The 13,276-nt window shown below is 35.1% G+C and carries 13 protein-coding genes and 1 other annotated feature (1 of these 14 only partly in view); of the genes, 11 read left to right on the forward strand and 2 right to left on the reverse strand.

Annotated elements, in window-relative coordinates; all coding sequences use genetic code 11:
* Positions 1–12: a binding site (T-box leader), on the forward strand (it extends 216 nt beyond the left edge of the window).
* A 49-nt stretch (positions 13–61) separates the two neighbouring features.
* Together ACXYMZ_RS09190 and ACXYMZ_RS09195 are read left to right on the forward strand one after the other, a co-directional pair.
* On the forward strand, positions 62–2,704 hold the full coding sequence (locus ACXYMZ_RS09190; protein ID WP_458948092.1) for a valine--tRNA ligase: 2,643 nt from the start codon (positions 62–64) through the stop codon (positions 2,702–2,704).
* Positions 2,705–3,020: 316 nt separating this feature from the next.
* Positions 3,021–3,401, forward strand: coding sequence for a hypothetical protein (locus ACXYMZ_RS09195; RefSeq protein ID WP_458948093.1), 381 nt, complete (start codon positions 3,021–3,023; stop codon positions 3,399–3,401).
* 246 nt (positions 3,402–3,647) lie between these two features.
* Here ACXYMZ_RS09195 and ACXYMZ_RS09200 read toward each other — a convergent pair whose 3' ends face one another.
* The gene (locus ACXYMZ_RS09200) at positions 3,648–4,523 is read right to left on the reverse strand and encodes an ATP-grasp domain-containing protein (protein WP_458948094.1); all 876 of its coding nucleotides are present in this window, start codon (positions 4,521–4,523) and stop codon (positions 3,648–3,650) included.
* A gap of 70 nt (positions 4,524–4,593) precedes the next feature.
* Between ACXYMZ_RS09200 and ACXYMZ_RS09205 the strand changes: the two genes are divergently transcribed.
* The 8 genes from ACXYMZ_RS09205 to minD all read left to right on the forward strand — a co-directional run bounded on the left by ACXYMZ_RS09205 (position 4,594) and on the right by minD (position 11,855).
* On the forward strand, positions 4,594–5,874 hold the full coding sequence (locus tag ACXYMZ_RS09205; protein ID WP_458948095.1) for a bifunctional folylpolyglutamate synthase/dihydrofolate synthase: 1,281 nt from the start codon (positions 4,594–4,596) through the stop codon (positions 5,872–5,874).
* Between the two features lie 93 nt (positions 5,875–5,967).
* The gene (locus ACXYMZ_RS09210) at positions 5,968–6,780 is read left to right on the forward strand and encodes a hypothetical protein (protein ID WP_458948096.1); all 813 of its coding nucleotides are present in this window, start codon (positions 5,968–5,970) and stop codon (positions 6,778–6,780) included.
* A 168-nt stretch (positions 6,781–6,948) separates the two neighbouring features.
* The gene (gene radC / locus ACXYMZ_RS09215; protein WP_458948182.1) at positions 6,949–7,623 is read left to right on the forward strand and encodes a RadC family protein; all 675 of its coding nucleotides are present in this window, start codon (positions 6,949–6,951) and stop codon (positions 7,621–7,623) included.
* 234 nt (positions 7,624–7,857) lie between these two features.
* Positions 7,858–8,895, forward strand: a complete 1,038-nt coding sequence (locus ACXYMZ_RS09220; RefSeq protein ID WP_458948097.1) for a rod shape-determining protein — start codon at positions 7,858–7,860, stop codon at positions 8,893–8,895.
* Between the two features lie 15 nt (positions 8,896–8,910).
* Positions 8,911–9,801, forward strand: a complete 891-nt coding sequence (gene mreC, locus ACXYMZ_RS09225; RefSeq protein ID WP_458948098.1) for a rod shape-determining protein MreC — start codon at positions 8,911–8,913, stop codon at positions 9,799–9,801.
* A complete protein-coding gene (mreD, locus tag ACXYMZ_RS09230; RefSeq protein WP_458948099.1) occupies positions 9,801–10,334 on the forward strand; it encodes a rod shape-determining protein MreD in 534 nt (177 codons plus the stop codon). The genes mreC and mreD overlap by 1 nt, the downstream gene beginning before the upstream one ends.
* 44 nt (positions 10,335–10,378) lie before the next feature.
* Positions 10,379–11,065 (forward strand): septum site-determining protein MinC, encoded by a 687-nt coding sequence (minC, locus tag ACXYMZ_RS09235; RefSeq protein ID WP_458948100.1) that lies wholly within the window; start codon positions 10,379–10,381, stop codon positions 11,063–11,065.
* Positions 11,058–11,855 carry a septum site-determining protein MinD gene (gene minD, locus ACXYMZ_RS09240; protein ID WP_458948101.1) on the forward strand — a complete coding sequence of 266 codons (798 nt, stop codon included), beginning with the start codon at positions 11,058–11,060 and terminating at the stop codon, positions 11,853–11,855. Before minC ends, minD begins: the two co-directional genes overlap by 8 nt.
* Before the next feature lie 53 nt (positions 11,856–11,908).
* Here the strand turns inward: minD and ACXYMZ_RS09245 are convergent, their stop codons facing one another.
* Positions 11,909–12,382, reverse strand: coding sequence for a GNAT family N-acetyltransferase (locus tag ACXYMZ_RS09245; protein WP_458948102.1), 474 nt, complete (start codon positions 12,380–12,382; stop codon positions 11,909–11,911).
* Positions 12,383–12,504: 122 nt separating this feature from the next.
* Between ACXYMZ_RS09245 and ACXYMZ_RS09250 the strand changes: the two genes are divergently transcribed.
* Positions 12,505–13,266, forward strand: coding sequence for a peptidoglycan DD-metalloendopeptidase family protein (locus ACXYMZ_RS09250; protein WP_458948103.1), 762 nt, complete (start codon positions 12,505–12,507; stop codon positions 13,264–13,266).
* Positions 13,267–13,276: the final 10 nt, after the last annotated feature.

The following is a 13,276-nucleotide window of genomic DNA, read 5'->3' on the forward strand; positions in this document are numbered from 1 at the left end:
TTCGTCCTTTATTAGGATGAGAAGGGTTTTTTGATTTTTAAATTAAAGGAGGAAGATTCTGATGACAGAAAACAAAAATTCATTGCCACCAAAATACAACCCGGGAGAAGTTGAAGCGGGCCGTTACCAATTTTGGTTAGATGGAAAATTCTTTGAAGCTACTGGAGATGTGAACAAAGAACCGTATTCCATTGTAATTCCACCACCAAACGTAACTGGCAGACTTCACCTTGGCCATGCATGGGATACAACCATGCAAGATACAATAACAAGAATGAAGAGAATGCAAGGCTATGATGTACTATGGCTTCCAGGAATGGACCATGCAGGAATAGCTACACAAGCTAAAGTTGAAGAAAGACTTAGAGAAATGGGTACGAGTGGTTATGAACTTGGTAGAGAAAAGTTCCTTGAAAAAGCTTGGGAATGGAAAGAAGAATATGCTGACTTTATCCGTTCACAATGGGAAAAGCTAGGCTTAAGCCTTGATTACTCAAGAGAGCGTTTCACTTTAGATGAAGGTTTATCTGAAGCTGTTAAAGAAGTATTTATAAAACTATATGAAAAAGGTCTTATTTATCGCGGCGAGTATATCATTAACTGGGATCCACAAACAAAAACTGCATTATCCGATATTGAAGTTATTTATGAAGAGGTTGAAGGCAAATTTTATCATTTGAGATATCCTATCAAAGACAGTGATGAAGTTATTGAAATTGCAACGACTCGTCCTGAAACAATGCTTGGAGATACAGCTGTTGCCGTACATCCGGATGATGAACGTTACCAACACTTAGTTGGTAAAACAGTAATTCTTCCAATCGTGGGGCGTGAAATAAAAATTGTAGCTGATGATTATGTAGACAGAGAGTTAGGTTCAGGAGCGGTGAAAATTACACCAGCTCACGATCCAAACGACTTCGAAATTGGTAATCGTCACGACCTTGAGCGTGTCCTCGTAATGAATGAAGATGGCACGATGAATGAAAATGCTGGAAAATATGAAGGAATGGACCGTTTTGAATGTCGTAAAGAAATTATAAAGGAACTTGAGGAACTTGGAGTACTATTTAAAATTGAAGATCGAGTTCATCAAGTAGGACATTCTGAACGTAGTGGAGCGGTTGTTGAACCTTATTTATCCACTCAATGGTTCGTAAAAATGCAACCATTGGCTGATGCAGCAATTGAATTGCAGCAGAGTGAAGGGAAAGTAGATTTCTATCCAGAACGTTTCGAAAGAACGTATTTACATTGGATGGAAAATATAAGAGACTGGGTAATTTCACGTCAACTTTGGTGGGGACACCGTATTCCGGCTTGGTACCATAAAGAGACGAAAGAGATTTATGTTGGTAAAGAAGCTCCAGCCGATATTGAAAATTGGGAGCAGGACGAAGATGTTCTTGATACATGGTTCTCATCTGCATTATGGCCATTTTCAACGATGGGCTGGCCAGATACTGATGCTGAAGACTTCAAACGTTTTTTCCCAACAGGAGTGCTCGTAACCGGATATGATATTATCTTCTTCTGGGTAGCACGAATGATTTTCCAGTCCCAAGAGTTTACAGGTGAAAAACCATTTAACGATGTTTTGATTCACGGTTTAATTCGTGATTCAGAAGGTAGAAAGATGAGTAAGTCACTTGGTAATGGTGTAGACCCGATGGATGTTATTGAAAAGTACGGTGCAGACTCACTTCGTTATTTCTTACTAACAGGATCAACGCCAGGGCAAGATTTAAGATTTTATTGGGAGAAAGTAGAATCTACCTGGAACTTCGCCAATAAAATATGGAATGCGTCACGTTTCTCTTTAATGAATCTTGAAGGCTTCACGTATGAAGACATTGATTTAACAGGTGATCTATCCTTAGCTGATAAGTGGATTTTGACTCGTTTGAACGAAACAATTGAACAAGTAACAAAAAACACGGAGAAATATGAATTTGGGGAAGCAGGTCGTCATTTATACAACTTTATCTGGGATGAATTCTGTGACTGGTATATTGAAATGGCAAAACTTCCACTATACGGAGATGACGAAGCTAAGAAGAAAACGACTCAATCCGTATTGGCTCATGTGCTTGATCAAACAATGCGTTTATTGCATCCATATATGCCATTCATTACAGAAGAAATTTGGCAGCAGTTACCGCACGCAGGGGAATCAATCACCATTGCTAGCTGGCCAGAAGTAAATAAAGACTTCCAAGATGAAAAAGCAGTGAAAGAAATGTCTCGCTTGGTATCAATTATTAAATCTGTACGTAACATTCGTGCAGAAGTTGATACACCAATGTCGAAAAAAATCAACATGTTTATCGAAGCTGAAAACGAAGATATTGTATCAGAGTTAGATGGCAATCGTGAATATCTCGAACGCTTCTGTAATACAGAAGAATTATCGATTGCAAGTAAAATCGAAATGAAAGAAAAAGCAATGACAGCTGTCGTAACTGGAGCAGAAATTTTCTTACCACTTGAAGGTCTAATTGATTTCGAGAAGGAAATTAAAAGATTAGAAAAAGAATTAGAAAAGTGGACGAAAGAAGTAGAACGAGTTCAAAAGAAACTTGCGAATCAAGGATTTGTAAGCAAAGCTCCAGATTCCGTTGTCGAAGAAGAGAAACAAAAAGAAAAAGATTATCTTGATAAACAAGCAAAAGTGAAAGCAAGATTGACAGAATTAAAAGGTTAATATTAAGAGATAACCGTATGAACGTAAGTTGTTCAAATAACGGGGCGAAGTCTTTTAATAAAAGGTTTCTTGAGAGACATCATTCGTAAATGAATTGGTGTCTCTCTTTTTACTTTTTCAATACTTTTTAATGTGAAGCATACCATTCATTACAATAAACTAATTGGATATTGAAAAAGTCTATGTCAAAATATTAGAGTTTTAACATTCCCTTAAATCTAATTTGATTTATATGGTAAAATAAACAAAAGATTATGAAATGTTCTTGTTAGAGTTAATGTGTTAAATTATTACACCAGAAAAAGAGGAGGAAATGATGCTTAGAAAGAAAAGGTCATTAAAAGATTGGATTATTTACTTAGTTTTAGTCTTACTAATTATAGGTGCTTCAATTTATTTTATGTTGTTTTTACCACCTAGAAATTCACTTGAATTGTATCAAGAACTCACTTTTGCAAATAGTTTTGAAGATATACAAAAACTGTTATTAGACGGATACGAAGATAGTTTTGCAGAAAAAGATTTTAATTATATTCAAGGAAATACTGCGAAAAAGGTAGGGCAATTTACGCTCTTTGATTATGGTAATAAATCTTATGTAATTATGACATCTCCTGGAACGGAAATATTAAGAATTCTTGCAGTTGAGGAATTGCCAGAAGATATTAAAAGGTATTTTTCTGAACTGATGAAATAATGTAGTGTCAAACAAATGTGTACATATTAAAAAAGGTAATAGTAGTTTTATAAGTTGATTTATATAAAATAACGACTGCTTAACCATAATTAGATTCGGATTTATTAAAAAACGCTCAGACTTCCTGAACGTTTTTTTCTTTATGAATGTTCGTTGACTGTATAAATATGTGTTGAAAAATTTGTGTTTACTTTATATAACCCTATTTTTAACAACAGAAACAGTTAACTGAATGAGGCACTTCGTTTATTTTATTTCAGTTAAAATATATTTTATTATATGATTTGCTGCATTAACCCCTGTACATTCATATAAATTACGTATATGTGCATTCGAGTTTATTTCGCAGATTACTGGTTGATTGTTTTCCCCGTATAATAGATCGACACCAGCAAAGTCTGCCCCAATGGCCTTGGTAGCTTTTACAGCTAATTCTTTTTCTTCAATCGAAGGAGTATATGATTCCATCGTTCCGCCAGCAGTAATATTTGCTCTAAAATCATTTTTTGATTTCCGCTTCATACTTGCAACTACTTCGTCACCTACAACTTGAAGACGAATATCAACACCATAACTCGTTGCAATAAACTCTTGGAAGACAAAGGGTTTATTTCCGATCTTGTCAATTATCTTCTGTAATTCATTTTTCGTTTCGACAAGATACACTTGTTCACCAAATGATCCGAAAGCCTCCTTGATTACCATGGGAAAGCCAATTTCTATGATTGCATGCTCAATAATATCCTTGCTAAAAGTACCTTCAATAAAGATTTTTGGTGCAATAATTGTTTTAGGTATTGGTAAATTTAATTTGGAAAGTTGTTGATAGGTTGCGATTTTATCATCACTAATTGCTATCGCTTCTGATTGATTGAAAACAGGTATCCCTAAATACTCCAGCTGTCTTGCTAAATAAATATCTTTATCTGTAAATACAACATAGTCAGGTAGAGTGACCTCAGGAAGAAGTCCTAGACTATTTGTTGATAACAAACTAAGCAATTCATTGTTTTTTATAATTTGTACTTTACTACCATGATTTTCTCCAGCTTCTTGAAGCATCTCGGCAAAGTCTAAAAATTTATCTCCAGGCAAATTGCCATTGTATATTATCCATCCCATTTTATTCAAAGTGAAATATCCTTTCTGTTATAATTAAAGAAAACTATCTGTCTAAGAAAGTGGTGTTCCCATGTTTTCTACATTACATGAGGTTGAATCGTTTTTCAATCATAGAAAAAAGTTAGGAATCAAACCTGGGTTGGAACGTATCGAAGCGTTATTACAAGAGGTAAATCATCCAGAGAGAAAATTTAAAGCAATCCATATTGCCGGAACGAATGGGAAAGGTTCGACACTACATTTTATAAATGCTGCTTTACGTGCGAATAACTATGAAGTTGGAATTTTCACCTCACCAAGTTTTACTGGCTTAACAGGACATATTTTATTAAATGATACTGAAATAAGTGAGAGCACCTTAGTAGAAATACTGAATAATTTACATCCAAAAGTGTTGAAGTTAGATGAGAAAGGTATGGCCCCTACCGAGTTTGAAATTCTAACCGTGGCTGCTTTTATGTTCTTTGCTGAGCGTGGAGATATTGTTTTAATTGAAACAGGCATGGGAGGTAGGTTTGATACGACAAACACTGTCCATCCATTGTTAACGATCATAACAAATATCTCGATTGATCATACAGACTTTTTAGGAGAAACGCTAGAAGAAATAGCATTTCATAAAGCAGGGATTATTAAGAAGAATACTCCTGCAATTATTGGAGAAATGGTTCCAGAAGCGCTTCAAGTAATAAAGCGTGAAGCAGAAAGTACGGAAAGTGAGCTTCATGTATTTGGTGACAGCTTTACTTATGAAAAATCACAGAATCAAGATGAGATAATCTGGAGAAGTAATTCAAATGAGCATAAAGTAAAACTTCAGCTCCAAGGAGAGCATCAATTTAAAAATATATCTTTAGCATTAAAAGCTTTAGAGGTTTTAGAAAACAAGGGATTTAATCTTAGCTGGGAAAACGTATTAAAGAAAATAGCTAAATTACAACTACCAGGCAGATTTGAGACGATACATAATAACCCCAGAATAATTGTCGATGCAGCTCACAATAGCGCTGGTGTTCAAGCGTTTATTGAAACCGTAAAGAGCTATGATGCATCACTTGAAAAACATGTGATTGTAGCTGCTTTTAAGGATAAAGATACAATGGATATGCTGAAACGCTTATCTAACTATTTTACTTCAGTAACAGTAACAACATTTGATCATCCACGCGCTGCTTCAACGGATGAATTAATTGGGAGTATCGCTAAGGATAATATCTATCAACATTCAAATTGGCAATATATCATGAAAGAAATTACGAAAAACAAGGAGAAGTCATATTATATTACTGGTTCTTTACATTTCATCACGCTGGTAAGAAATTATTTCAATGAGAATCGTCTAGATATGTAGAAATTTTTATTATGAAGCCTGACAAAATTCATCTCTTTTTTTAACTCGCTTGTGCTAGAGTGAAAAAAAGTCGTACAAGTTAGGAGTGAAGAGATGAATAATAAACAGAATAACGATGATGAATTTGAAAGGTTTATGAATATAGAAAATCAAGATCCTGCCAAACGGTTTCAAATTATTCATAATGAAAGCATGGAAAAAAAGGAATATAACCCTGATACTATCCCTGTTTTTCATCAACCAAAAAAGAAGAAAAGAAGAAACTCATCCGCATTTTTACTCGTACTGTTTACCGTACTAGCTGCAAGCATGATAGGACTTTTATATGGTTATGGTGCATTGCATATGTTTGCATTCATGGATGATGATACTACCGCTAGTGTTGAAGTAAAAGAAGTTAGTCAACCAGTTTCAGTTGCTGAGACAGAATCAACAGCTTTGCCAGAGCTTTCAGGATATGTGCTTCAAGCAGGGGTCTTCAGTACAGAAGAGAACGCGATAGATTGGCAGGTAAATACGTTGCCGGATCATATTCCGTCGTTTATATGGGAGCAGGATACACAGTATTATTTGTTCTCAGGAATTTTTGAAACAGAAGAATTGGCAAAAATAAAAGCAAGTGAGTACCAAGATACAAATTTGGAATTTTACACAAAGAAATGGACTACTACAAATAGTGAATTACAACTCACCACGGAAGAAAAAGTTTGGCTAGAAGAATTACTTGCCGTTTGGAATAGTACCATCATGGTAAAGGATCAAACAGCGTTTGGTGACTTGACGCAAAAAATCCCTGCATCAACTACTTTAGGGTTTTTAAGTAATTACTTAAAGTCTAATGAAAATAAAAATAATGATGAATTTTATTTAGAAATAATGTATTTATATAATCAATTAGGTAATTAGTAAAAATATATTTATACTTATTTAACTCCCTCTGATAATTTAAATTTCAGCAGGGGGTTTTTATATTTTTAATGAAAATCTCCAAGATAAAACTCAAAATTACTGATTTGTAAAATGAAATGGTAACAGGTATCTTGAGATAAAATGAGAGGAGGTGTCACATTGAGTATTTTGATTAAAAATGTACCAAAAGAGGATCGGCCAAGAGAGCGAGCGATTCGATTAGGTATTAGCCATCTGACCAACCAAGAGATTTTAGCAATTATATTAGGAACAGGTTCAAAAGAAGAATCCGTTATGACACTCGCAAGTAGAGTATTGATGCATTTTGAAGGATTTAAATTACTGCAAGATGCGACTATAGAAGAGCTGACAGCAATTAAAGGAATCGGAGCCGCAAAAGGTGTACAAGTTCTTGCCGCATTAGAACTAGGAAAGCGAGCTAGTCAATTTCGTCCGAATGAACACTATGTTATCCGTTCACCAGATGATGGGGCTAACTTTGTCATGGAGGACATGCGAACATTGAAGCAGGAACATTTTGTCGCGCTATTTTTAAACACGAAAAACCAAGTGATTCATAGGGAAACCTTATTTATTGGAAGCCTTAATGCAAGTATAGTACACCCACGCGAGTTGTTTCGAGAAGCCGTAAAACGTTCAGCTGCCTCAATTATTGTCGTGCATAACCACCCCAGCGGAGACCCCAGTCCTTCCCAGGAAGATATTCACGTTACTAGAAGGTTAGTTGAGTCTGGTAAAATGATTGGTATTGAAGTACTTGATCACCTAATTATTGGTGATAGAAAATTTGTTTCACTAAAAGAGAAAGGGTATTTATAACTTCATCTACTATTATTTGTTCAACCATATGAATTACACTATCTATTTTCTATGTTTTTTCGTATAATATTATAGGAATGACTTAAACAGCGCCATTTTTCTTTTGAAGTATGAAAGTGGCGCTTATTACCGTTTTTATTTATAGACTATAATAATATGCGTTTGCATCAATTATCAGAAATAGATATAGTTAAACTACATATTAATGAAACGTGACCGGAGAGGGAGATTGGATTGGCACTTTTTAATTTTTCACAGGACTTAGGGATAGATTTAGGTACTGCCAATACACTAGTGTTTGTAAAGGGCAAAGGAATTGTTGTTAGAGAACCTTCTGTAGTAGCAAAAAATGCAGAAACCGGTGCAATAGAGGCTGTTGGAAGTCATGCGAGAAATATGATTGGGAGAACTCCTGGGAATATTACTGTCATTAGACCAATGAAAGATGGTGTAATTGCTGATTATGACACCACTGCGTCGATGATGAATTATTATATTAAAAAAGCGATGCGTCGCCGTTCAATATTTGCAAAAAAACCGAATGTAATGATTTGTGTACCTTCTGGAATTACCATGGTAGAGGAACGTGCAGTCATTGATGCTACGAAACAAGCAGGTGCAAAAGATGCCTTCACTATTTCAGAGCCATTCGCAGCAGCAATCGGTTCAGGTTTACCTGTTTGGGAACCAACTGGAAGTATGATTGTAGATATTGGCGGAGGAACCACAGAGGTTGCGGTTATTTCTCTTGGAGGAGTAGTTACTAGCAAATCGATTCGCACAGCTGGCGACAATATGGATATCGCAATTATTAATTATATTCGTAAACAGTACAGTTTATTAATTGGTGAACGTTCTGCAGAATCTATTAAAATGGATATCGGTACTGCTGGAGAAGTGACTGAAAATATTGAGATGGATATTAGAGGAAGAGATTTACTTACAGGTTTACCAAAAACAATTACAATAAGTGCAAAAGAAATTGCTGTAGCTTTAAGTGATACAGTAGATTTAATTATTGAAGCTGTTAAAAATACATTAGAAAAAACTCCGCCTGAACTAGCAGCAGATATTATGGATCGTGGAATCGTATTATCAGGTGGTGGGGCATTACTTAAAAATATTGACGAAGTAATTAGTAATGAAACGAAGATTCCAGTATTTATAGCAGAGGAAGCGTTGGACAGTGTTGCAATTGGAACTGGAATGTCGATCGATTATATTCAGCATTTTCGCGATACAAATGTTTCAACGGGTTCTTTAAAAAAATAAGTAGGTGTTTTTTAGATGCGATTTATGCGAAATAAACGACCGTTTATCTTTTTGATTGGTTTCATTATACTCGTCGTTCTTATTGGTTATTCCTTACGAGACAGAGTAAATGTAACTTTCGCAGAAGAAATAATAAATGATACGGTAGGTTGGATTCAATATGTTATTCACGTACCCGTTAATTTCACAACTGATATCGTAACGAATATACAAGATTTTCGTAACACATATGAAGAGAATCAGATATTAAAAGAACAAATCAGTCAGTATAAAGGATTGGCGTACGATGTTCAGGAAATTAATAAAGAAAACGAGCAGTTACGATCTGCTTTAGAGTTATTAGATTCGGATTCGATCCGAACCCACGAAACAATTCAGGCAGTAGTTATGTCAAGGTCGCCTGAACGTTGGTTAGAATTGATGACCATTAATAAAGGAAAAGAACATGGAGTAGAAGCGAATATGCTTGTGATGACTGCTGAGGGTATGATTGGAAAAATACAAACTGCAAGTAAAGTTACTTCTACTGTGAAATTATTAACAGGTTTCGATCAGTTTAATAGAATTTCGGCAATGGTTTCACGAGAAGAAGACGGAAATGTCTTTGGTATGATTGAAGGATATGATTATGAAACAGAATCACTTATGTTTCGAATTATTGAAGATTCCATCCAGGAAATCGGAGAAGATGAATTAGTAGTTTCATCAGGTATGGGTGGTGTGTTTCCAGCGGGTGTTCCTATAGGAGTTGTAAGAGAAGTTGTTTCTGACCAATATGGTTTAACTCAAATAGCGCTTGTTGAACCAGCCGCAGATATGTATGAAATCAATCATGTACTTGTATTAGATCGTGAAATTGGACAAGTAGATGACAGTGAGGAAGCAGTTGAGGAGGACGAGGAGTAATGAAAAGAATATACTTACCCCTCATTCTGTTCTTTCTAGTGATATTTGAAGGCGTAGCAATCAACTTACTTCCCACTTCAATTGCTTTAAGTGATTATTTAATAATTGCTCACTGGGTACTTGTATTTCTAATTTATATTGCGATTTATTATGATACAGAATCCACTTACTATTCCGTTGTCTACGCTTTTATTTTCGGTTTATTAATAGATATCATTTACACGGAAGTATTAGGTGTATACATGTTTTCATATGGATTAACTATTTATATTATTCATGGGCTGCAACGGCTTCTCCAACGAAACATATTCGTATTAATCCTTCTTGGAATTTTGGGGCTAATGATAGCTGAACTATCAATATATACAATTTATTATGTAGTGAATATTACGGGAATGATTTGGCAGGATTATTTATTACAAAGATTGTTACCATCAATAGCTGCTAACTTAATTTTCCTACTAATTCTGTACCCATTATTTAAAAAGAAGATGGTTCATTGGGGTAATGAGCAGTTGAGTAATGATTCATAATATACATAGTTTTGATGTTGGTAAGGAAAAAGAGGTGAACAACTTTGCAAGAAAATAAGCAACTTATTACAATTAAAGGTACAAGAGAAGGGCTTACACTGTTTATTAGTGATGATGCTTCTTTTGATGAAGCTTTAAAAGAATTAGAAGAGAAGCTTTTATTAACAAAACATAATCGAGAAGAACCTGTCGTACCAGTCAGTGTGCAGTCTGGTAATCGTTATTTAGATGATACGAAGAGGCAAACATTAAAAGACGTGATCGAGAAAGATCAAAACTTCGTGATAGAATCAATTGAAGCAAATGTTATTCATCTCGATGATGCAATACGTTGGAAAGATGAAAGCGAAATTAAATTAGAAAAAAGAGTCATCCGCTCAGGACAGGTGCTAAAAGTAACTGGTGATTTATTACTTATTGGAGATGTTAACCCAGGCGGAAAAGTTATGGCAACAGGAAATATTTATATTATTGGTCATCTGTATGGAATTGCTCATGCCGGGTATAGTGGCGATCGAAATACATTTATCGCAGCTTCCTATATGAAGCCCACACAACTGCGAATTGCAGACTTTATTAGTCGAGCACCAGACTACGAGTCAGACGGTGTCTATATGGAATGTGGCTTTATAGATGGAGAGGAAGATAAGATTATCATAGATCGGATACAACTTCTTTCACAATTGAGAGATGACGTAAACAGGTTTGAAAGGAGAATTCAAAATGGGTGAAGCAATAGTAATTACATCTGGAAAAGGTGGAGTTGGAAAGACGACGACTACCGCAAATATCGGAACTGCATTAGCTTTACTAGAGAAAAAAGTTTGTTTAATAGATACAGATATTGGGCTGCGTAACCTTGATGTTATTATGGGATTAGAAAATAGAATTATCTATGATATAGTCGATGTTATTGAGGGGCGCTGTCGTTTAAATCAAGCTTTAATTCGTGATAAACGATTTGATACATTAAGTTTACTTCCAGCAGCACAAACAAGTGATAAATCAGCTGTAACGGTTGAAGGTATGAAGAAAATTGTTGCTGAGTTAAAACAAGATTATGATTATATTATAATAGATTGTCCAGCAGGTATTGAGCAAGGTTTCCAAAATGCCATTGCTGGTGCAGATCGTGCAATTGTAGTAACAAACCCTGAGAATTCAAGTGTCCGTGATGCAGATAGAATTATCGGTTTACTAGAACAGGAAGATATGAAAGAACCTCCAAGACTTGTAATTAATCGAATTCGCAATCATATGATGAAATCTGGTGAAATGCTAGAAATAGATGATATCGTACAATTACTATCGATAGAATTAATTGGTATTGTCGTTGATGATGAAGCAGTAATTAAAGCTTCGAATAACGGTGAGCCTGTCGCTTTAGATCCAACTTCGAAAGCATCCATCGCATACCGTAACATTGCTAGAAGAATTCTAGGTGAAAACGTGGCACTTCAATCATTAGAAGATGAAAAAAGTGTACTCCAAAAATTCAAAAGCTTTTTTAGCAAAAAATAATAAATAGTTTTCAACAAAAAATCCCTCAAATAAGGGATTTTTTTGTTTTGAAATTAAAATTCTTTTAAGTACCAAGCATCCATTGCAGAATGATCAGAGCCTGGAATAGGTTCACTTAAGAGTGTAAAGCCGAGTTTTTCGTATAGTCTTGCTGCAGGTGCTAGCTTATGCATGGTTTCTAAGTAACAAGCTTTATAATGTGTACGAGCATAGTTAAGTGCTTGATCCATCAATTGTTTACCTAATCCTAATCCTAGGTGTGTAGGTTTTAAATAAAGCTTTTGTAACTCACAAATTCCTTTCTCCTTATTAAATGGTGCGATTCCAACTCCACCAACTACCTCACCATTTACTTCAACTACCCAATATTTTGCATGATCTATTTCCTTATAGTATTCATACAAATAGCCAAGCTGTGGGTCAAAATAAGCTGAACCCGGAATATCCAACTGATGTAGTTCTAATGAGTTTTGTATGATTTCTTTTACTATTTTATTGTCCTTTTTCTCTATCTCACGAATCAACATACACTATCCCCTCCAACCCTATAATAATATAACTTTTCAGAAATTAGAAGGAAGAAATTCCGTTCTTAAATTTAACCTTGTCCCATATATATAAAAGTGAGTATAGGAAAGTTGGTGAGGGAATGAATAAAAAAATAAAAAAAGTTAGAAAATCAATTGAAAGTCGAAAGAAAACCCGGGGAAATCAATTGCCAACAGATATGAATATGCCGATGCAAATCCATGACATCGAGGAAAAACATGGCTACCCACCAGAAATATCCGGGTATACAATCAAACGTAGAGAGTCAAAGCCTTTTTTAGCTGGACTTGTATTTAAAGTAATCCTATCGGGAATATTATTTTTCTCGGTTGCAATTCTAATGGAAAGTAATAATAATCTTTTATCAAAACCGAAAGAAGTTACGACGAATTTATTAAAAAATGATTTCCCATTTGCGAAAGTAAATACATGGTACCAAGAAGTATTTGGTTCCCCATTAGCTTTCCCGTCACAAACTGACTTTAAATCATCCGAGGATTATCCTGCTGCACTTCCTGTCAATGGACAAATCACTGAAAGCTTTCAAGTCAATGGAAAAGGAGTGAAGATAACACCAGGAAAAGAGACAGATGTATTCTCTCATCAACCTGGTATTGTTATTTTCGCAGGAAAGAAGTCAGATACGGATAGAACAGTAATTATTCAACATGCAGATGGTACAGATTCTAGTTACGGTTTTCTTAGTGATATCGAAGTTCATCATTACCAATATGTTGGTGCTCATCAACGCATTGGCAGCTTTACTCCTGAGGAAGGCAAGGAAGCATTGTATTTTTCTTTAGAAAGAGATAATTCTTATCTAGATCCAGTACAGGTGATAGAGGTGGATGATGCGAACTAATTTTTTACCA

Source organism: Oceanobacillus sp. CAU 1775 (genome assembly GCF_054482815.1).